21 protein-coding genes and 2 pseudogenes are annotated in these 20,125 nt (G+C 36.1%); 16 read left to right on the top strand and 7 right to left on the bottom strand.

What is annotated here, in order from left to right:
• Positions 1-45: 45 nt before the first annotated feature.
• Positions 46-495, bottom strand: coding sequence for a YslB family protein (locus AC1DJR_RS00465; protein ID WP_002015405.1), 450 nt, complete (start codon positions 493-495; stop codon positions 46-48).
• A gap of 298 nt (positions 496-793) precedes the next feature.
• Between AC1DJR_RS00465 and sdhC the strand changes: the two genes are divergently transcribed.
• The 4 genes from sdhC to AC1DJR_RS00445 all read left to right on the top strand — a co-directional run bounded on the left by sdhC (position 794) and on the right by AC1DJR_RS00445 (position 4,661).
• The gene (sdhC, locus tag AC1DJR_RS00460) at positions 794-1,420 is read left to right on the top strand and encodes a succinate dehydrogenase cytochrome B558 (RefSeq protein WP_002015407.1); all 627 of its coding nucleotides are present in this window, start codon (positions 794-796) and stop codon (positions 1,418-1,420) included.
• Between the two features lie 13 nt (positions 1,421-1,433).
• Positions 1,434-3,227 (top strand): succinate dehydrogenase flavoprotein subunit, encoded by a 1,794-nt coding sequence (gene sdhA, locus AC1DJR_RS00455; RefSeq protein ID WP_002088862.1) that lies wholly within the window; start codon positions 1,434-1,436, stop codon positions 3,225-3,227.
• Positions 3,220-3,981: a succinate dehydrogenase iron-sulfur subunit gene (gene sdhB, locus AC1DJR_RS00450; protein ID WP_002088861.1), complete on the top strand. Its 762-nt coding sequence runs from the start codon at positions 3,220-3,222 to the stop codon at positions 3,979-3,981. The genes sdhA and sdhB overlap by 8 nt, the downstream gene beginning before the upstream one ends.
• A gap of 236 nt (positions 3,982-4,217) precedes the next feature.
• Positions 4,218-4,661, top strand: a complete 444-nt coding sequence (locus AC1DJR_RS00445) for an acyl-CoA thioesterase (RefSeq protein WP_113935687.1) — start codon at positions 4,218-4,220, stop codon at positions 4,659-4,661.
• Positions 4,662-4,697: 36 nt separating this feature from the next.
• On the opposite strand, the gene AC1DJR_RS00440 is transcribed toward AC1DJR_RS00445, so the two are convergent.
• Positions 4,698-5,477, bottom strand: a complete 780-nt coding sequence (locus tag AC1DJR_RS00440; protein WP_410591771.1) for a M15 family metallopeptidase — start codon at positions 5,475-5,477, stop codon at positions 4,698-4,700.
• A 264-nt stretch (positions 5,478-5,741) separates the two neighbouring features.
• Here AC1DJR_RS00440 and motA point away from each other — a divergent pair, with 264 nt between their 5' ends.
• Together motA and motB are read left to right on the top strand one after the other, a co-directional pair.
• Positions 5,742-6,536 (top strand): flagellar motor stator protein MotA, encoded by a 795-nt coding sequence (motA, locus tag AC1DJR_RS00435; protein ID WP_131246693.1) that lies wholly within the window; start codon positions 5,742-5,744, stop codon positions 6,534-6,536.
• Positions 6,526-7,314, top strand: a complete 789-nt coding sequence (gene motB, locus AC1DJR_RS00430) for a flagellar motor protein MotB (RefSeq protein ID WP_002184884.1) — start codon at positions 6,526-6,528, stop codon at positions 7,312-7,314. Before motA ends, motB begins: the two co-directional genes overlap by 11 nt.
• A gap of 28 nt (positions 7,315-7,342) precedes the next feature.
• Here the strand turns inward: motB and AC1DJR_RS00425 are convergent, their stop codons facing one another.
• Positions 7,343-8,170 (bottom strand): 5'-nucleotidase, lipoprotein e(P4) family, encoded by an 828-nt coding sequence (locus AC1DJR_RS00425; protein WP_088034118.1) that lies wholly within the window; start codon positions 8,168-8,170, stop codon positions 7,343-7,345.
• Positions 8,171-8,513: 343 nt separating this feature from the next.
• Between AC1DJR_RS00425 and AC1DJR_RS00420 the strand changes: the two genes are divergently transcribed.
• From AC1DJR_RS00420 to AC1DJR_RS00410, 3 genes are all read left to right on the top strand, one after another.
• Positions 8,514-9,398, top strand: coding sequence for an ABC transporter ATP-binding protein (locus tag AC1DJR_RS00420; RefSeq protein ID WP_477001834.1), 885 nt, complete (start codon positions 8,514-8,516; stop codon positions 9,396-9,398).
• A gap of 2 nt (positions 9,399-9,400) precedes the next feature.
• Positions 9,401-10,627 carry an ABC transporter permease gene (locus tag AC1DJR_RS00415; RefSeq protein ID WP_002015418.1) on the top strand — a complete coding sequence of 409 codons (1,227 nt, stop codon included), beginning with the start codon at positions 9,401-9,403 and terminating at the stop codon, positions 10,625-10,627.
• Positions 10,628-10,898: 271 nt separating this feature from the next.
• Complete coding sequence (locus AC1DJR_RS00410) at positions 10,899-11,330, top strand: Rrf2 family transcriptional regulator (protein WP_002112095.1); 432 nt, start codon at positions 10,899-10,901, stop codon at positions 11,328-11,330.
• 61 nt (positions 11,331-11,391) lie between these two features.
• Here the strand turns inward: AC1DJR_RS00410 and AC1DJR_RS00405 are convergent, their stop codons facing one another.
• Both AC1DJR_RS00405 and AC1DJR_RS00400 read right to left on the bottom strand, forming a co-directional pair.
• The gene (locus AC1DJR_RS00405; protein WP_429688089.1) at positions 11,392-12,057 is read right to left on the bottom strand and encodes an aquaporin; all 666 of its coding nucleotides are present in this window, start codon (positions 12,055-12,057) and stop codon (positions 11,392-11,394) included.
• A gap of 142 nt (positions 12,058-12,199) precedes the next feature.
• Complete coding sequence (locus AC1DJR_RS00400; protein WP_429691860.1) at positions 12,200-13,165, bottom strand: DMT family transporter; 966 nt, start codon at positions 13,163-13,165, stop codon at positions 12,200-12,202.
• Between the two features lie 101 nt (positions 13,166-13,266).
• Between AC1DJR_RS00400 and AC1DJR_RS00395 the strand changes: the two genes are divergently transcribed.
• Entirely contained in the window at positions 13,267-13,839 is a 573-nt protein-coding gene (locus tag AC1DJR_RS00395; RefSeq protein ID WP_002112092.1) for a helix-turn-helix domain-containing protein, read from the top strand.
• Positions 13,840-13,913: 74 nt separating this feature from the next.
• Here AC1DJR_RS00395 and AC1DJR_RS00390 read toward each other — a convergent pair whose 3' ends face one another.
• The gene (locus tag AC1DJR_RS00390; protein WP_429688091.1) at positions 13,914-14,099 is read right to left on the bottom strand and encodes a PspC domain-containing protein; all 186 of its coding nucleotides are present in this window, start codon (positions 14,097-14,099) and stop codon (positions 13,914-13,916) included.
• A gap of 213 nt (positions 14,100-14,312) precedes the next feature.
• Here AC1DJR_RS00390 and AC1DJR_RS00385 point away from each other — a divergent pair, with 213 nt between their 5' ends.
• The 5 genes and pseudogenes from AC1DJR_RS00385 to AC1DJR_RS00365 all read left to right on the top strand — a co-directional run bounded on the left by AC1DJR_RS00385 (position 14,313) and on the right by AC1DJR_RS00365 (position 18,833).
• On the top strand, positions 14,313-15,554 hold the full coding sequence (locus AC1DJR_RS00385; RefSeq protein WP_429691861.1) for an amidohydrolase family protein: 1,242 nt from the start codon (positions 14,313-14,315) through the stop codon (positions 15,552-15,554).
• Positions 15,555-15,666: 112 nt separating this feature from the next.
• Positions 15,667-16,962 carry a purine/pyrimidine permease gene (locus AC1DJR_RS00380; protein ID WP_429691862.1) on the top strand — a complete coding sequence of 432 codons (1,296 nt, stop codon included), beginning with the start codon at positions 15,667-15,669 and terminating at the stop codon, positions 16,960-16,962.
• A 165-nt stretch (positions 16,963-17,127) separates the two neighbouring features.
• A complete protein-coding gene (gene gerE / locus AC1DJR_RS00375; protein WP_000659484.1) occupies positions 17,128-17,352 on the top strand; it encodes a spore germination transcription factor GerE in 225 nt (74 codons plus the stop codon).
• 107 nt (positions 17,353-17,459) lie between these two features.
• A pseudogene (locus tag AC1DJR_RS00370) lies at positions 17,460-18,031 on the top strand (type 1 glutamine amidotransferase domain-containing protein).
• A 163-nt stretch (positions 18,032-18,194) separates the two neighbouring features.
• Positions 18,195-18,833: a TetR/AcrR family transcriptional regulator gene (locus AC1DJR_RS00365; protein WP_002192450.1), complete on the top strand. Its 639-nt coding sequence runs from the start codon at positions 18,195-18,197 to the stop codon at positions 18,831-18,833.
• Positions 18,834-18,883: 50 nt separating this feature from the next.
• Here the strand turns inward: AC1DJR_RS00365 and AC1DJR_RS00360 are convergent, their stop codons facing one another.
• Entirely contained in the window at positions 18,884-19,567 is a 684-nt protein-coding gene (locus AC1DJR_RS00360; RefSeq protein ID WP_429688093.1) for a type 1 glutamine amidotransferase domain-containing protein, read from the bottom strand.
• 371 nt (positions 19,568-19,938) lie between these two features.
• On the opposite strand from AC1DJR_RS00360, the pseudogene AC1DJR_RS00355 reads away from it, so the two are divergent.
• Positions 19,939-20,125, top strand: a pseudogene (locus AC1DJR_RS00355) (MFS transporter); the annotation flags it as partial.

Genomic DNA, 20,125 nt, shown 5'->3' with positions numbered 1-20,125 from the left:
AAAAAGTCAACTAAACTTATATGTCTAGTTGACTGTAAGTAGATGCTACACTTCAATGAGATCTTTTATATCCCATTTAACAAGAAATGTAATAGAGTCTGAACGCTTTTTCTGTTCCTCATAGGACTCTGCAACGACGTTTCTTTGTCTTTGAATTTGCTCGGCGATAAATCCAGCTTCTAATTGATAAGATGAATGTCTTTTTTGTTTTTGACGCTCAGTAATAAGTGTACCTTTAAGTTGAAACTGCATTTCACGACGTTTATGTTCAATGATACTTAAAGTGCCCCAACCAGCTTTTTCAAAAAACTGAATGACTTCTTCAATTGTTTCTAGCGGATATTTTCTCGCAAGGTTTCTACCGGCCCAGTATAAAATACCATCTAAATCGTTACCAATTAAATCAGGTAGTAATTCTTCACGTAGCAATTCATAAGCGAAGGCGTTCAATGAAACATCTTCTAAAGATGTTATATCGATTGTATTTTTGCTCACAATATTCCCCTCTTTCTATAGGGATTATTATATAACATTTTTCATTTATAAAAATAGATTTTTCTTTGGGGAAATCTGAATATATAAGAAAAAAAAAGAATTGGCAAATTATATGCAAATTATGTATACGTTTTCTTGACGCTTCGACAAAAATAGGGGTAAAATGAACTTGKWATCAAATTATGCTGAAATATTTTGAATAATTTTTTCRGTTTTTCTTATGCCAATAGTGAAAAAACATTATTGTTGTAAATTAATCTGAAAACAGCAGTCAAACATTCAAGGGGGTAATGGGGACATGAAAGGCCGCGAGTATACGTTTCGTAAGTGGCACTCATTAATGGGGGTCATTCCGGTTGGTGTCTTTTTGACGCAACATTTAATTGTAAACAACTTTGCAACAAGAGGAGCAGAGGCTTTTAACAAAGCTGCAGGCTTTATGGAGCTCCTTCCATTCCGGTATGCGCTAGAAATTTTCATCATCTTTTTACCTATACTGTACCATGCTATATATGGCTTATATATTGCATTTACAGCTAAGAACAATGCGGTATCTTACGGCTATTTCCGTAACTGGATGTTCGTCTTCCAACGAATTTCAGGTATCGTTACGCTGATTTTCATTTCTTGGCACGTCTGGGAAACTCGTATTCAAGCATTGTTAGGTAAAGAGGTAAACTATGATATGATGGCAGATATTTTAAACAACCCATTTATGTTTGGTTTCTATTTAGTTGGTGTTGTTTCAACAATTTTCCACTTTGCAAATGGACTATGGACATTCTGTATAAGCTGGGGAATTACAGTATCTCCACGTTCACAAAGAATCTCTACTTATGTAACATTAGCTATTTTCTTAGGTCTATCTTATGTAGGTGTGAGTGCATTATTAGCGTTCATCGATCCACAGCTAGCAAACCAGTAAGGAGTGGGAGAGCATGAAAGGGAAACTTATAGTAGTCGGCGGTGGCTTGGCCGGCTTAATGGCAACGATTAAAGCGGCAGAAGCAGGAGTAAATGTTGAACTATTTTCTTTAGTACCAGTAAAACGTTCACATTCTGTATGTGCCCAAGGTGGAATTAACGGTGCCGTAAATACAAAAGGTGAAGGGGATTCTCCATGGATCCACTTTGACGATACAATTTATGGTGGGGACTTCTTAGCGAACCAACCACCAGTTAAAGCGATGTGTGATGCAGCACCTGGTATTATTCATTTAATGGAYCGCATGGGTGTTATGTTCAACCGTACGGAAGAAGGACTTCTGGATTTCCGTCGTTTCGGTGGAACACAACATCACCGTACAGCATTTGCTGGCGCAACAACTGGTCAACAATTACTATATGCATTAGATGAGCAAGTACGTCGTCATGAAGTAGCAGGACTTGTAACGAAATATGAAGGTTGGGATTTCTTACGAGCTGTTGTAGATGATGAAGGTGTGTGCCGAGGAATCGTCGCGCAAGACTTACAAACTATGGAGATAAAAAGTTTCCAAGCTGATGCCGTGATTATGGCAACAGGGGGCCCTGGTATCATCTTTGGAAAATCAACAAACTCTATTATTAATACAGGTACAGCAGCGTCTGCTGTATATCAACAAGGTGCATATTATGCGAACGGTGAGTTCATTCAAATTCATCCAACGGCAATTCCTGGAGACGATAAGTTACGTCTTATGAGTGAATCTGCACGTGGTGAAGGTGGACGTGTTTGGACGTATAAAGATGGTAAGCCATGGTACTTCTTAGAAGAAAAATATCCAGCTTACGGAAACCTTGTACCTCGTGATATTGCAACGCGTGAAATCTTTGATGTTTGCGTAGAGCAAAAACTAGGTATTAACGGTGAAAACATGGTGTACTTAGATCTTTCTCATAAAGATCCGAAAGAACTAGATATTAAACTTGGTGGAATTATTGAAATCTATGAGAAATTTACAGGTGATGATCCTCGTAAACTACCAATGAAAATCTTCCCAGCAGTTCACTATTCAATGGGCGGATTATGGGTTGATTATAAGCAAATGACAAGTATTCCAGGTTTATTTGCAGCAGGTGAGTGTGATTATTCTATGCACGGTGGTAACCGCCTTGGTGCGAACTCATTATTATCAGCAATTTACGGTGGTATGGTAGCAGGACCGAACGCAATTGAGTATATGAAAGGTCTTTCTAAATCATCTGATGCTGTTTCATCTACTGTATATGAGCAAAATGAATTAATTGAAACAGAGAAATTTAACAATATTTTAATGCTTGATGGTAACGAAAATGCATATGTTCTTCATAAAGAGCTTGGAGAATGGATGACAGATAACGTTACAGTAGTTCGTGAAAATAAAAAGTTACTAGAAACTGATGCGAAAATTGAAGAGTTAATGACGCGTTACAAACGCATTAACATTAACGATACAGCAAGATGGAGTAACCAGGGTGCTTCATTTACACGCCAACTTGCAAATATGTTCGAGTTAGCACGTGTTATTACAATTGGCGCATATAACCGTAATGAAAGCCGCGGAGCGCATTACAAACCAGAATTCCCAAATCGTGATGATGCAAACTTCTTAAAAACTACGATGGCGAAATTTGAGGGAGAAGGAAAGGCACCAGCATTCCATTACGAAGAAGTGGATGTTTCATTAATTAAACCACGTAAACGTGACTATTCCTCAAAACATGATGTAGCTGCTAAGGGTGAAGAGAAGGGGGATAAACAACATGTCTGAGAAAACAATCCGCCTCATCATTACGAGACAAGATGGCCCAGATGCACAAGAGTTTGACCAAGAGTTTGAAATTCCATATCGTCCTAATATGAATATTATTTCGGCRCTTATGGAAATTCGCCGTAATCCTGTCGACTCAAAAGGGAACCAAACAACTCCGATYGCATGGGATATGAACTGCTTAGAGGAAGTWTGTGGAGCATGTTCGATGGTGATTAACGGAAAACCACGTCAATCATGTACAGCCCTTATTGACCAGTTAGAGCAACCAATTCGCTTAAAGCCGATGAAGACATTCCCGATTGTACGTGATTTACAAGTTGACCGTAGCCGTATGTTTAACGCGTTAAAACGTGTTAAAGCTTGGATTCCAATCGACGGTACGTACGACCTAGGACCAGGTCCAAGAATGCCAGAGAAAAAGCGTCAATGGGCATATGAACTTTCGAAATGTATGACATGTGGTGTTTGCTTAGAGTCATGTCCGAACGTAAACAGTAAGTCTGACTTTATTGGTCCAGCACCGCTTTCACAAGCGCGTTTATTTAACTCGCATCCAACTGGTGAAATGCATAAAGCAGATCGCTTACGTGCAATTATGGGTGATGGAGGACTTGCAAACTGTGGTAACTCTCAAAACTGTGTGCAATCATGTCCGAAAGGTATTCCATTAACAACTTCAATTGCAGCATTAAACCGTGATACAACAATTCAATCGTTCAAAGATTTCTTTGGTAGCGACAATAACTATTAATAAATATTGCCTCTTCATGTTGAAGAGGCAATATTTATAASTTTATATTTCTGTTTATCCCGCATTAACGGGCAGTAAAACTCCCACCTCAAAATTCAGGTGGAGCAAAGAAGCTRGGTGGGAGATCAACTGCCCGTAAACGCCCGATTGGTTCAACTAATAATCAGTGGGGGATGAACAAAACCCCCACTGATTAAAGTTTCACTTTATTTTAAGGGCGAAAAGGAGAGGGAACGATGAAGAGAATTTCTTATATTGAAGACTTTGAGCAATGGGAAAGTGGTTTTTCATTTTATAATCCTGTCAAAGTTCGTTTTGGTGAAGTAGATATGTTTGGACATGTAAATAATGTCGTTGCTTTTACATATTTTGAAGAAGCGCGTATCGCATTGTTTAAAGAACTCGGATTTATGCAAGAATGGACACATGAATCATCAGAAACGATGATAGTCGTCGCAGATCTACAGTGCAATTTTATTAAACAAATTTATTTTGATGAGCAGTTGAAAGTATATGTAAAGGCGGGAGCGGTTGGGAATTCCTCTTTAGATTTACACTATATGGTCAAAAATGCAGAAGGAGAAGTTTGTTTAGTTGGACGCGGTATGATGGTCCAAGCATCGAAAAAAACTGGAAGAGGCGAACCGTGGCCGGAGGAATGGAAAAAATTGCTGATATAATAGAATAAAAGAAAAATAAGAGAGCGATTCGCTCTCTTATTTTTTGTCCTCCATCGCCTCTTCTAATGTTAGATGGTGTTTATATATGTATGCGGCATATGGATTGCCGACGTAGCGTAAGTGCCACGGTTCGTATGAATATTCTGTTGTCTTTGTTTTATCCTCTAAATAACGAATGACAAATCCGAACTCATGGGCATGTTCTGCAACCCATTTTCCTTCTGCTGTCTCTCCGAAGATTGGTTCTAATTGGAATTTAGCAGATTTTGAGCTAATATCCATTGCTAGACCAGTTTGATGCTCACTTGTTCCAGGAATTGCACTTACCGAATCAGCTTCAGCTTTTCCTTGGCGTTTAATATATGTGTTATGTAATGACTGTTGGCGTTTGTAAGAACGGTAACCTGAAACTGCTGTAAGTTCTAAACCTTCTTCTTTTGCTGCTTGGAACATCTGCTCAAGAGCGTCTGCAGCATCTTTACGAAGTAATGTTTTCTCTTTATCTTTTGGACTAGTAAATGGTACGTTCGGTTTCGTCAAATCTTCTGGAATGTACCCATCTGGTAATTTACGATGTTTATTGACTAATACAAGAGCAGAATCTGGATTTGTTACAACGGAAAAATTATTATCTAGTTTCTTTGCGTTATGATTAGCTTTTGGAAAAGCAGGAATCTCTTCTTTTGGATGGTTACTATGTTTTTGACTTTCGACAGCTTTCGCCTCATTTTGCAGTGGTGATTTAGAAGCAAAGTAAGCGAAAGATGTGATACCGATTACAATAGTAATGGCAGAAATAATTATTATCTTTTTCATGATACCTTGTAATCACTGTCCTTTCTTAATAAAATATGTATCGCTTTTATTATAAGTCTAGTTTATTGAAAAAGAAATATAAGAGTCATAACGTAATAAAAATGCAAAGAAAATGTCAGAAAATGTGTGAAATTGTAGTATTTTTTCATATAATTCATTTCTTATCTTTCATGAAGTTCATTTTTTATGTAATATATGTATATAAGAAGATGTAGCGATTATCGAGAATAAAAGACCTCTGGTATAGACTAGGAGTGAATGGGAATGGATTTTGCAACAATTATTGGAATCATTTTAGGAGTATTAGCGGTAGTCGTAGGGATGGTCGTCAAGGGCGCTGACATAACAGCCTTACTAAATCCTGCCGCAGCACTAATTATTTTCGTCGGTACATTTGCTGCAGTGTGTATTGCCTTTCCGATGAATCAACTAAAAAGAGTTCCAAAATTATTTAAAGTTCTTTTTGGTTCAAATAAAAAAGATTTAAGTTATGAACAATTGCTAGAATTATTTGTTCATTGGACATCTGAGAGTAGAAAATACGGTATTTTGTCTTTAGAGCAACAATTAGATGAAATTAAAGATGAATTTCTTTTGCGTGGTATGAAATTTGTTATTGATGGTGTATCTGCAGAGGATTTAGAACAAATTTTAGAAGCCGAATTAGAAGCGATTGAAGAGAGACATGCAAAAGGGGCTGCTATTTTTTCGCAAGCTGGTACATATGCACCTACACTAGGGGTTTTAGGTGCTGTTATTGGTCTTGTAGCTGCACTTGGAAATTTAACTGATATTGAAAAGCTAGGGCATGCTATTTCAGGTGCGTTTATTGCAACGATTTTCGGTATTTTTTCAGGTTACGTATTATGGCATCCATTTGCAAATAAATTAAAGCAAAAGTCTGCTGCTGAATTAGAGAAGAAACGTTTAATTATTGATTGTTTATTAATGTTACAAGAAGGTACATATCCGTTTATTATGAAGAACCGYATTTTAGGTGCACTTTCTGCAACTGAGCGTAAAAAGCTAGAAAAAGGAGCAGAAAAAAATGCGGAGTAAGAAAAATAGAAGAGGTAAAAAGAAAAAACATGATGAGCATATCGATGAAACTTGGTTAATTCCATATTCTGATATGTTAACGTTGTTATTTGCATTGTTCATCGTATTATTCGCAATGAGTAGTATAGATGCTGCGAAGTTTAAACAGATGGCAGTTGCTTTTCGAAGTGAGTTAGCTGGTGGAACAGGAAATAAAGAATTTTTAAGCGATCAAAAACCAAATGAGGAAAAAGAATTATCAGCAAATAGCCTTGAGGCAGAACAAGCAAAAAAACAAGCGGAAGATAGAGCTAAAGAAAAAAAAGAAATGGATGAGTTGAAAGCATTACAAAAAAAGATTGATCAATATATTAATGAGAAACAACTATCCTCTTCTTTTCAAACTAAGTTAACTGAAAAAGGATTAATGTTAACGATATTAGAAAATGTACTATTTGATTCAGGGAAAGCAGATGTGAAGTTGGAATCGTTAGGGATTGCAAAAGAGATGTCTAACCTACTTGTTTCAGCATCACCTCGTGAAATTACAGTGTCGGGTCATACAGATACGGTTCCTATCGCAAATGCTCAGTTTGCATCAAACTGGGAGTTAAGTACACAGCGTGCAGTTAATTTTATGCAGGTGTTACTCCAAAATAAAGAATTGCAACCAGAAAAATTTAGTGCAGTTGGTTATGGAGAATACCGYTCAATTGCACCAAATGATACGCCAGAAGGAAAAGCGAAAAATAGACGTGTWGAAGTRTTTATYTTRCCTTTAACAAGAAATATGCAATAAAAGAGGATGGCGAAGGCCATCCTCTTTGTTATTTTGCATCAAATGATTTTAAATTGTCACGACGGATTTTGTCTTTTTCTGCATCTGATTTTTTGAAATTATAGTCATATAGAGCACCTTCCCAATCACCGTACATTGGATTAGGGAAAATGATGAATTTCTCACCAAATTGTGCTTTTGATTCTGCTACTGTTTCATTGCGATCTTTCACAGATTTTCCATCAAAACCAGTGAAATCAGATAAGTTGTCACCGAAGAATAGGACGATGTCATGTGTTTGAGAAACAAGTTCACGACGCTTTTCTTTCCCTTTTTCTTTCGGGTCCTGTAGTAATATATGTTCTTTCGTCGCTTGAGGAGCACCTACGCGCTCAAGGTTTTTAATTGTTGCATCTAGTTGATTTGTTTTACGATTTGAGATGTAGTAAATATCTACACCTTTAGACTCTGTATATTTTAAGAAATCAATAGCGCCTGGAAGAGCGTCAGCTTCAGCCTTATTAATCCAATCGTCCCATTTATAAGGATAGCCTTTTCCTGTTTTTACGCTCATTGCTTGATGAGGACTGTTATCTAAAACAGTTTCATCTAGATCAAGTACGATAGCAGGTTTTTTTTCTGTCCCTTTTGCAAGAGCTGCATCAAGCTTTAATTGACCAATATTGTAGCCTTGGTAGTAAAGTGCTTTCGTTTCRCCAGCTGTTTGATACCATAAATCRGCCATCAATTGCTGGTCTGTTAATTGTACTTTCTCTTCTTTTGCCACTGTTTTCTCAGCTGTTCCTGAACATGCTACAAGAGATGTGGAAAGAACGGCTATAGATAATAAACTGGTAATACCCCTCTTCATCTTCATATGTATCCTCCTCGATGTTAGAAAATCATCTTATATTATATATTAAAATATAAAAATTTTTTTATGAACATTTGCATATTGTCTTTTGTATATATAGTAGTATGTCCTATATTAGAAAGATGGGAAAAATAACAAAAAGTGATTTGACGTGTTTTATTGTCGAAATGACAATTATAATTGACAAATATATCTTTGTTATTTACAATTTTAACTAAATAAAACAAATGGTGGATGGGGGATCATGATACGTATAAAAGATTGAAATATAGTACTATATTTTATTTCGAACAATCATAGTCTTTAATAGAGAGTACGAATGATACTAAAGGGGAGGCTTTATACATTGAGTTTACAAATTCAAAACTTAACAAAAATATTCGGAGAATCTAAAGCGGTTAATGGTTTGCAAATCTCGTTACCGAAAGGTGAAGTGTTAGGGTTACTTGGCCGAAATGGTGCAGGGAAAACAACGACAATTAAAATGTTACTAGGTTTATTAACGCCAAATGAAGGTTCTATTACGTGGGATGGAAAATCATTTGGTGATAGCGGGGTAACAATTGGATATTTACCAGAAGAAAGAGGCTTATATACAAAAAGTAGAGTAATAGACCAGTTGCGATATTTTGGTAGATTAGAAGGAATGACGAAAAAAGAAGTAGATCTTGCAATTGATTACTGGTTAGAGCGCTTAGCAATCCCAGAATATAAATTCAAAACAGCAGGAGAACTTTCAAAAGGGAATCAGCAAAAAATTCAATTGATTGCTGCTCTTCTTCATGATCCAGAACTTCTTATTTTGGATGAACCCTTTAGCGGACTTGATCCAGTTAATGCTGGAATGTTRGCTARYATTATTGGAGAACAAGTACAGAGYGGAAAGACAATTATTTTATCTAGTCACCGTATGGAGCAAGTAGAGGCTTTTTGCCAACATGTATGTATTTTGAAAAAAGGTGAAGCAGTCGTAGAAGGACAATTAAGTGATATTAAGAAAGAATACGGTTTTCGTAATTTAACAATCGAAGATATAGCAGAGAATGAAAAGGGATTAGAAGCTATACATGTCCCGTATGAAAAACAACAAGGCCTTCTTTATGTGAAAGTACAAGATGATGCAGAAGCTCTAAAGATTTTGCAACAATTGCAAGAACAAGGTGTTGGTTTACGACAATTTAAAATGTTAGAGCCGACGTTAAACGAAATCTTTGTAGAGAGGGCGAAATAAAGATGCGTAAATTTTCTCATGTATTTTCATTTTATTTTAAAGAAGCATTTTTATCTAAAAAATCATTAATTACGAGTGCGATTTTATTTTTAGTTGTGTTTGGGATTTTTGCATTTAATCATTTTACTTCAGGCGATGATAAAAATAAGGATAAAGATAAAATTGCAGTTGTAGTAGAGAGCTCCACATACAAAGTACAAAAAGAAGAGCTAAATAAGCTATTGCCATCAGCAAAAATAACGGTCGGTTCAAAGGATGATTTTGATAAACTGCATAAGCAAGTAGAAGAAGGCGATTTAGATGGTCTATTCCATGTGACGGAAAAGGATGGGACTCCAGCAGTTACATATATGTATAATGGATTTCCAAGCCAAGCGACTTCTGCGATTATGGCGGGTTATTTAAAACAACAATATACGAAGGTGACGATTGCAAAAAATAATGTTTCACCAGAAATTGCGCAGCAATTACAAGCAGAAATTCAAGTGAAGCAAGAAGCGATAAAAGATCGTACATCTTCTTTCGGAATTGCATATTTCTTTACATTTGCTTTGTATATGTTTATTGTAGCTTTCGGAAATACAATCGCAATGAATATTGCATCTGAAAAGGCGTCACGTGTAATGGAAGTAATGCTTCCRAAAGTAAAGCCTCTTACGATGATGTATGCGAAAATTTTGGCGGTTGTTTCAACGGCGTTATTACAACTTGTAATATTGGCGTGTGGTTATCTTATTCCTTATTTGTTAGGTTGGGTCGATTTAGAAAGTGCTTCATTACTTGGTGTTCCAATTGACTTTACAAAATTAGATGCAAAGGTTATAAGTATGTTTCTTGTTTATTTCATTACGGGGTATTTACTTTATGCGATGATGTACGCTGCGGCTGGAGCTGTTGTGTCTAAGACAGAGGATTTACAAGCTGTATCTTTCCCGATAATGATTTTGATCATGGCTGCATTCTTCATTAGTATTAAATCATTAAGTGATCCAAATAGTACTATTGTTGTTGTAAGTTCGTATGTTCCGTTTTTCACACCAATGGTTACCTTCTCGCGGATTGTAGCTGGTGAAGCAGGTATGTTAGAGATTACGATAACATTAGTAGTTTTATTGGCGACGATTGGTATATTAAATGCGATTACAAGCCGTATCTATGTAAACGGTGTAATGAATTACTCTGATAAAGTGAAGTTTAAAGATTTGGCGAAATTTATAAAGCGTCAATAATAGAGGGAAAGCATGATTTTCTAATGGAATCATGCTTTTTCTTTACCCCGCATTAACGGGCAGTAAAACTCCCATCTCAAAATTCAGCTGGAGCAAAGAAGTTAGATGGGAGATAAACTGCCCGTAAACGCCCGATTGGTTCAACTAATAATCAGTGGGGGATGAACAAAACCCCCCACTGATTAAAGTTTCACTTTATGTATAAATTAAAAATAGTATATAATAATAAGAGTTGTCTTTTAATAGAATGAATAAAAAGGAGGGTGTGCAGATGGGAATTAGTAGTCGTTTTACAGTAGGTGTTCATATGTTAACGTTACTTGCAATAGATCGAAACTCTCGCTGTACCTCTGAATGGATTGCTGGTAGTGTGAATACAAATCCAGTTGTGATTCGTCGCATTACAGGAATGTTGAAGAGAGCAGGACTTGTTGATGTACAAGCTGGTAAAGGTGGTACAACACTTGCTCGTGATTTAGATGAAATTACATTACTTGATGTATATAAAGCTGTGGAAGTTGTAGAAGAAGGACATCTATTTTCTTTCCATGAAAATCCCAACATTGAATGTCCAGTAGGAGCTAATATTCAATCGGTATTAGAGATTGTTTTAATACAATCGCAAGAAGCGATGGAAAACGTACTTGCAAATGTAACGGTGCAGCAATTAGTTACAAATTTAAAGTCGAAAATTAAAGAATAAAAAAAAGCGAGCTTCCTCATGATGAGGGCTCGCTTTTTTTTATTCGGAAATATTGGAAGCTCTATTTTTCCGTATTTAAAATAAACTTTCCTACAACAGCTGCTACGATACCACCAAAAATTGGGGCAACGATGAACACCCATAGTTGAGAAATTGCTTCTCCGCCAGCGAATAGAGCTGGTGCGATACTACGAGCTGGGTTAACAGATGTTCCAGTTAACGGAATACCTAATAAGTGAATTAATACTAATGTGAAACCAATTACTAGTCCAGCTAAAGAAGAACTTCCTTTTTTACCTGTTACAGCAACGATAACTAAAACAAATACGAAAGTTAAAATGAATTCAACTAAAAATGCTCCAGATAAACCAAGAGTTCCAAAACTATTTTGTCCTAAATTATCTAAAGGTAATTTAGCAGATCGTAAAATTGTTACTAACGTTGCAGTTCCTAATAAACCACCTAAGATTTGAGCTAATAAATAATAGCTAAGTTCCATAGCGTTCATTCTTTTATTGATGAACATAGCGATTGATACTGCTGGGTTAACGTGGCATCCAGAAATTGTTCCAATGCTATATGCCATAGCGACGATAGATAATCCGAAAGCCATAGCAATGCCTAATGTTCCAATTCCTTCAATTCCGCCGCCAATGACAGCTACTCCAGTTCCGAATAATACAAGTACAAATGTACCAATAAATTCAGCGATTGCTTTTTTTAACATAATTTACCTCCTATTAATACACATGAGACGTATTATAACATAGGTTTTAGTGTAAACAGCTAATGAAATACTATTCTGATAAGGCGAAATAGGGGGACAATAAAAATAGATATGGTTCTATGAAGAAGAACCATATCTATTTTTATGCTGATTTTTTTTGTTTAATGGCTGGAACAGAACGGTTTAAAACACTATTTACGATCATTCCTAGCATGATAATAATCATCCCAATCAGTGACAGGCCGCTAGGGAATGAACCATCTAAGAAAATAATCTCACCAAGTACAGTGAAGACCATCGTTCCAGCTTGTGTTGCTTCAACAGCTCCAAGTAAAGCAAGATTGTCTTTTGCTAAATCAGTAGCAAAGAAAAATGTCATCGTCGCAATAACTCCGGAACATAATGCTAATAAAAATCCTTGCATCATTTGACTTGATGACGGAATACCGGTAGTGGAAAATCCGTATATACCAAGTAGAATTGTAATAGGGAGACTTCCGATTGCCATTCCTAATACACGTTGGAATGTATCAAGACGCCCGCCAACAAGTTCCATCATTTTTCGGTTACCGAAGGGATATAAGAAAGCTGCTAAAACGACAGGTAAAAAACCAGAAATGAATTGAGTCATTGTAATATGACCCGCTTCAGTAGCTTGCATACAAAGTACACCAAGTAAAATAAATAAAGCGACGTATAAACTGCGTAGTGGAATTTTTCCACGTACAAGTTTTGTACCTGATTTTGTTTCTATTTTAATGAAGAATAATGGCGATAAAAGTAAACCTGCTAATATCGTAACTTGCCAAGTTCCAGCAACGAGCCAAGCTGGAGAAAAAACAGCTGCGAAACTTAATAAAGAATAGAAGCCGATGCCAGCGACAGAGCCCCACCCGATCCATACAAATGGATGTTTTTTTAATTCTTCCCATAAAGCTCCTAAGTTTTTGCGAAATAAAACGATAAGGAATAAAATAGGGAGAGCAAATAGAAAACGGAAGGAAGCAGTCCAAGCCCAGCTTGTTCCAGATACATTCATTGCTCTGTTAATAATAAAGGTTGCAGAAAAGAAGGCTGATGATAAAAGGCCTAATAATATTGCACGCATGAAGTGTAACACTCCTTTCGGAATTAAATAATTTATGTATAGTATAATATACTTTAAGTCAATAAAAGTAAACTATTTTATATTTTAAGGTGGTTTTATAGATGAAAGAAAATGAGGACATGCAAACAAAAGAAGTGATCCAGCAAGTAGGTCAGTTATTAAGACAAATTCGAAATGAACAAAAATTAAGTTTAGAAGATTTAGCCCAAAAGACAGGTGTTAGTAAATTAACGCTAGGAAAAATTGAAAGAGGTGAAACGAATCCAACATTAGCTGTCATTTGGAAAATTACGAAAGGGTTATCAATCCCTTTATCGAGATTGATGGTTGTTGGAGAGCCTGTAGCTGTTGCGCGCTGCGGAGAAGGCTTTGCAGTAGATGTAGGACAAGCGTGGCACTTAGAAACGATGTTCCGTTACACGAAAGAAACGGGGATGGAAATGCACCGAGCTTGTTTAAGAGCGGATAGTATATATGAACCTGAAGCTCATCATGAAGGAGCAATTGAGCTTGTAACAGTAATGAAAGGGAAAGTTTCTATTCAAGTGGAGAACGATGTGTACGTGTTAAATGAGTTTGATTCCATTCAATTTGAAGCGAATAAGAAACATAGTTATAAAAATGAAGAGGATGAAGTGGCGGTATTACATTTAACGATGAAATATTCTTCATGAAAAAATCACCTATAGAAAAGAATTCTATAGGTGATTTTTTATATGTTCTTCTTAAGTATATGGAATGATACCAGTTAGTACGAGCGTGGCATAAGTAATAAACAAATAAAATAAACTAAAAATCCAGTTCCGAAGCATAAAATGGCAATAAGCCAAATGATACGAATGAGAGTAGAGTTAATATCAAAATATTCTCCTAAACCACCACATATACCAAATAACATTTTATCAGTTTCGGATTTATATAACCTCTTCGACATATTATGATTCTCTCCTTTTTATATCACCGCTGTTATGTATGAGTGATACAGTGTACTTTTATTCTATATGGAAATTTATGAGAAGACCATTAGGTTATATTACATTTTTTTGTGAAAGGRCAATAYAGYGKATTAATTGTCTTAATTTTCAGTTGRTATTAAAATGAAAATGAGGGTGTGACGTATTTTCTAATATAAGGTGGGGAAATGGTAATGACATTATATTGGTTGACTAATGTAAAGCTTGAAACAGGTTATACGTATGAAGAAGCGAAAATTTCACAAACGGAAACTGAGATATGCAGTCTTCTTATTGAAGATGGGCGAATTAAAAGAATTATATCGGGAATCGCCCAAGAGGAAGGAACGTTAACTTTTGATGCTAATCGTTTATTAGTTTTACCAGCTTTTGAAGAGATGCATATTCATATTGATAAAACATATTATAGTGGGCCTTGGAAAGCTTGTATGCCAGCAGAAAATATTTTTACACGTTTTAATGAAGAAAAAACGATTTTACCAAAGCAATTAGCAACTGCTCAAGACAGGGCGGAAAATATGCTAGAGTTATTGCTTCGAAATGGTGCAACAAATATTAGAACGCATTGTAATGTGGATCCGGTTATTGGACTTCGTAATTTAGAGGCAACGTTAGCGGCTTTAGGAACATATAAAGATCGGTTGTCTGGTAGAATAGTTGCATTTCCGCAACATGGATTATTGCGAAGTAATTCTATGCAACTTGTGAAAGATGCGATGCGTATGGGCGCACAATTAGTTGGCGGAGTGGACCCAGCTACAGTAGATAATGATATTGAAAAATCATTACATACGATTATGGACATTGCGGTAGAATTTAACGCGGATGTTGATATTCATTTGCATGATGCAAATAACCTTGGAACGTTTACAATGAAGAGATTGGCAAGTCTAACGGAAGAAGCAGGATGGCAAGGTCGTGTAACGATTAGTCATGCGCTTGGACTTGGTGGTGTTACTGATAAAGAAGCTGAAGAAGTGGCAGAAAGACTAGCAGCATTAAAGATTGATATCACTTCAACTGTTCCAATCGGTAAACAAGTAATCCCAATTCCATTGCTAGATAAAAAAGGAGTTAAAGTTTCATTAGGAAATGATAGTATTACAGATCATTGGTCTCCGTTCGGCACAGGTGATATGCTTCAAAAGGCAAATCGATTGGCAGAACGATTTGGTTGGAGTGATGAAAGGTCTTTAGGGAAAGCTCTTCGTTTTATTACTGGAGGGAAAGAAACGTTAAATAATGAAGGGAAACGAGTGTGGCCGAATGTAGGGGATGAGGCAAGTTTTGTTTTAACGAATGCAGCATGCGCCGCGGAAGCAGTGGCTCGTCAAACAGAGAAGCGTGTAGTTATGTATAAAGGGAAGGTTGTTATAGGGGATTTAGATCAAGTGAAATCTGATAATCTTGTATAGAAGAATCGTTTAGATGTTTTGAGAAGGGTTCTAATTGTGAAAATAGAACCCTTCTTTTTTATTTAGTAGAAACAGGGAAGTACTATACTTCCTTATAAGGAAGCAAGAAGGGATGAAAAGTTTGGACAATCAACATAATCAAAATCATATTATGGGAACTTTGCAATGGTTTATTTTTTTATTAGCAAACTCAATCGCGCTACCAATTGTCGTTGGCGGATTATTTCATCTTACGACGGAAGAAGTATTTTATTTAATGCAGCGTACGTTTTTCGTAGTTGGTATATCTTCTTTTTTACAAGGATGGCTTGGACATAAGCTTCCGATTGCGGATGGACCAGCTGGATCTTGGGTTGGTGTATTTACCGTGCTTGCTTATGCAACTGTAGGGCAGGATCAATTACATAGTACATTGCAAATTTTAGAATTAGGAATGATGGTTGCGGGAGTTGTTTTAATAGGGCTAGGAGTAACGGGAGTTATCGGGCGTATTTTATTTTTATTTACGCCGCTCGTGACAGGGACGTTCTTACTTTTATTATGTTTACAATTAAGTGGTGTATTTTTAAAAGGAATGCTAGGAATTACAGCTACTGTTTCTCAAATTGATGGATTTACAGCATTAATTGCTTTTGGCATATTTTTATTCGTAGTCATACTCTCCAACTTCGGAAAAGGGTTTGTTAAAAGTTATGCGGTTTTAATAGGGTTAATTATTGGCTGGATTATTTTTCTCATTGCAGGGAAAGTGACGATCCCATCTCAAGTAACTCATTTTGTGCAACTTCCACATATATTCGCGTGGGGAATTCCAAAATGGAATACAGGTATGGCTGTATCAAGTTTCGTTATGGTATGTATTTTAGTTTCGAATACAGTGGCAGCTATTATAGCAATTAATCAAGCTACCATTCATAAAGCGACTATTGAACAAAAACAGTTGAAGGATGGAACGTGGGTTGGAGGGATTTCACATATCATTTCCTCTGTATTTTCAACTGTAGGTGTCGTTCCGTTACCAGCAACGGCAGGGTTTATACGCTTAACAAAACAAAAATATATACGATCGTTCTTAATGGCATGTGCGTTACTAGTCGTAATGTCTCTTTTTCCAAGTATCATTCGTTACTTAGCGTCTTTACCATCCGCTGTCGCATCGGCCGTTTTAATGGCTTCGTTCGTACAGTTAATTGGAATTGGATTTAATAATATAAAACAAGTGCCAATCAGCGAAAGGAATGTAACGATTTTAGGAGTTGCTATATTATTTGGAAGTGGTGTTATGTTTTTACCGTCTGGAGCACTCCAATCCTTACCGTCTGTGATGCAATATATATTCGGAAATGGTTTGTTCGTAGGTACAGTTGTCAGCATATTACTAGAACAAATATGGCGTACTGAAAAGTAAGTGGATAAAAAGAGTGTACGCACTGTATAAAAGTCTAAAATAACATAAGAAATAAAGCCCATTTTCATTCACCACCTGCACATTTCGTTCATACAATATCTTGACTAAATAAACACCCAACTTACACATATACAGCTCTGGCTTAAGCAAGGAGGGTTATACCAGTTGAAGGAAAAAGCGTATCAATCTAAACCGTTACTCACAAAGAGAGAAAGAGAAGTATTTGAATTACTGGTTCAAGATAAAACGACGAAGGAAATTGCAGGTGAACTGTTTATAAGTGAAAAAACAGTACGTAATCACATCTCAAACGCAATGCAGAAGCTAGGGGTTAAAGGACGTTCACAAGCAGTTGTTGAGCTTCTTCGTATGGGAGAGCTCGAACTATAAGAAAGCAGCCGACTTTTATACAAAAGGTCGGCTATTTTTCTGTTTGTTTCATGCTACATATGAATGATAAGAATGTTTCATACATAAATAGGTAGTAAGGAGGGGATATGTTGAAAAGGGTATTATTAGTTTCAACAAGCGCTCATGATCTAAAGGGACACCCGACTGGTTTGTGGCTGGAAGAGCTCGCAGCTCCGTATAATTTATTTAAAAAGGCTAAGTTCGATGTTGATATTGTGTCGATAAAAGGCGGGAGAGTACCAATTGATAGAGTGTCTATTCCGAATGGCATACCTCGTGAATTTAAGCATGTCGCTTCTTTATTGCAAAATACGAGGGCGATTTCAACTGTTCATTCTTCAGAGTATGATGCGGTATTATTTGGTGGTGGGCACGGGGCGATTGTAGATTTTCCAGGTAATCCATATGTAGCAAATTTAATTGAGAATATGTACAATAATAACCGGATCGTAGCGGCTGTTTGTCACGGGGTAAGTTCTTTAGTTGGTGTGAAAAATAAAGATGGCTCGTTTTTTGTTGCCGGTAAGCGTATAACAGGTTATACAAACGATGAAGAAAAAGCTGTACATTTAGAAAATCGAGTTCCGTTTTTGCTAGAAAGTAGCAGTCTAGTGTGGGAATAGGTAAGGCTATAAAAAGAGCTGTAAATAAATTATAGAAAAGGTGCCCGCTACTAACAAAGGTAGCGGGTACTTTTTATGTATAGCGTAGATTGAAATTGTAATAAACTAAAAAGACGTAATGAGTATAATAACTTCATTTATAAACATTCATGAATTTGCTATACTATTTTGTATGAACAAAAGGGGAGGCTCTTTTAAATGAGAAAAGTAGCGTGTGCAAATACTTATATTAATAAAATAAAGCCCGTTATTCGAAAGACGAGTTTTAGCCAATTAAAAATAGATGAAATTGCGAAATATATGGATATTAGTAAAGCTACTTTATATAAACGTTTTTCTTCGAAAGATGAGATTATTGAGGCAGTAGTAGAGGATTTTATAAACTATCTTCTTGAAGGAGATGCGGATAATCAAGATGAAAGTATGTCGTTTGCAGAACGTTTCCAAAAGACGTTTATCCATTCTTTAAAATGTGTGACGTATATTTCGGATGTCTTTTTACAAGATTTGAAAGAAGCGTATCCGCATTTGTCGGATCAATTAGTCGCTGCACAACAAAATCGCAATCGTAATTTGCAAATGTTTTTTGAGTCGGGTATGGAACAAGGTTACTTTAATAAAATGAATGCGCAACTATTTATGGTGCAAGATGATGTGATGTTAAGACGCATTATAGATCATACTTTTTGCATTCAGTACGATATTACGTTAAAGCAAGCGATACTTGATTTCTACAATTTGAAGAAATACCAACTGTTTAAACCGGAATTTTTAGATGTAGTTGATGATTCTGAAATTGAAAAAGAAATTATAGCTAATCTACAAATGATTTCGTAAAAAAAAGCAGATTTCCCTTACTAGAGGGGAATCTGCTTTTTTAGTACATATTATTTTTGCAACTGTTTTAATACTAATTCAGCTACTGAACCACCTGAAGCAGGGTTTTGACCAGTAATTACACGATTATCTTCTACAGCGTAAGCTTCCCAAGGTTGCGCAGCTTTTTCGTAAAGTCCCCCATATTTAACGAGTTCATCTTCTGTTAAAAATGGAACCAATTGATCTAATTCAGCTAGTTTCTCTTCTTCATTTGAGAATCCTGTTACTTTTTTATCGTTAATTAAACGATTCCCGTTACTTAATGTGATATGGAATAAACCAGCAGCTCCGTGACAAACAGAGGAAACAATTCCGCCATTTTCATAAATGTTGCGGCTAATAGTTTGAAGTTCTTTGTTTTCTGGGAAGTCCCAAATAACTCCGTGACCACCCGCGTAATAAATAACAGCGTAGTCTTCTTGATTCACTTCACTCGGTTTCATTGTAGAACCGAGACGATTCATAAATTCTTTCTTTTGATACCATTCCCAATCAATGCTCTCCGCCATCGCTAAACTATGCGGATCAATCGGTGTATAGCCGCCTTGTGGACTGACATAATCTACTTCGTAACCAGCTTCTTCTACTTTTTTAACGAAATGGACAGCTTCACCAAGCCAAAGCCCGGTAGCTCTATTTAAATTTGGGTATTTTTCTACGCTCGTTAATACAACTAACATTTTTTTCTTCATCATAATCCTCCTGTAATGTTTCTTCTATATAAAAAGTTCTTTATTTACTTGATTTTATTAAGTTAGAAATTGCAAATTTGAATAACCATGTCAGTCCCCCTTATACCGGATTCGAAATTAGTGTATAACAATTTTTGKACAAAGTAAACYAAAAACACTAAATTAGTTYACTTTGTATAYTTTTCGTTGACAAACTGTAATGCTGAAACTATGATAGTTCCATGAATATCGAACAACATAATGTTACGTTTCGAATTCAATTTGTCGCGCGATAAATTTATACATTTGATGAAGTTGTTTAGTAGTGATAGAGGAGCTAAAACAACTTTATTTTTCATTTACAGTTACTACAATCAGAAGAGGTGTTACGCATGGGAAAAGATATAAGTAACCATTCAAAACGGTTTGTTTTCACATTATGTTTTATCGTTTTATTAGGGCCGATGAATGCGGTGTTATTTAATGTAGCGTTAGAGGATATTGCTAATGATTTATCTATTAGTCAATCGAAAGTAAGTTGGGTTGTAGTAGGTTATTCCTTAGTTGTCGGTATTGGTT

The organism is Bacillus sp. 05T31, from assembly GCF_056396725.1.
The sequence above is the reverse complement of the archived record's forward strand: the minus strand, read 5'-3'. Positions and strand labels throughout refer to the sequence as shown.

Excerpts from the sequence above, each read along its gene's own strand:
- AC1DJR_RS00445 (WP_113935687.1), top strand. The coding sequence starts at position 4,218 with ATGAAGAGAATTTCTTATATTGAAGACTTTGAGCAATGGGAAAGTGGT.
- AC1DJR_RS00390 (WP_429688091.1), bottom strand. The coding sequence starts at position 14,099 with ATGTCGAAGAGGTTATATAAATCCGAAACTGATAAAATGTTATTTGGT.
- sdhC (WP_002015407.1), top strand. The coding sequence starts at position 794 with ATGAAAGGCCGCGAGTATACGTTTCGTAAGTGGCACTCATTAATGGGG.
- AC1DJR_RS00360 (WP_429688093.1), bottom strand. The coding sequence starts at position 19,567 with ATGAAGAAAAAAATGTTAGTTGTATTAACGAGCGTAGAAAAATACCCA.
- AC1DJR_RS00380 (WP_429691862.1), top strand. The coding sequence starts at position 15,667 with ATGAAAAGTTTGGACAATCAACATAATCAAAATCATATTATGGGAACT.
- AC1DJR_RS00365 (WP_002192450.1), top strand. The coding sequence starts at position 18,195 with ATGAGAAAAGTAGCGTGTGCAAATACTTATATTAATAAAATAAAGCCC.
- AC1DJR_RS00385 (WP_429691861.1), top strand. The coding sequence starts at position 14,313 with ATGACATTATATTGGTTGACTAATGTAAAGCTTGAAACAGGTTATACG.
- AC1DJR_RS00405 (WP_429688089.1), bottom strand. The coding sequence starts at position 12,057 with ATGTTAAAAAAAGCAATCGCTGAATTTATTGGTACATTTGTACTTGTA.
- AC1DJR_RS00400 (WP_429691860.1), bottom strand. The coding sequence starts at position 13,165 with ATGCGTGCAATATTATTAGGCCTTTTATCATCAGCCTTCTTTTCTGCA.
- AC1DJR_RS00410 (WP_002112095.1), top strand. The coding sequence starts at position 10,899 with ATGGGAATTAGTAGTCGTTTTACAGTAGGTGTTCATATGTTAACGTTA.
- AC1DJR_RS00440 (WP_410591771.1), bottom strand. The coding sequence starts at position 5,477 with ATGAAAAAGATAATAATTATTTCTGCCATTACTATTGTAATCGGTATC.
- AC1DJR_RS00395 (WP_002112092.1), top strand. The coding sequence starts at position 13,267 with ATGAAAGAAAATGAGGACATGCAAACAAAAGAAGTGATCCAGCAAGTA.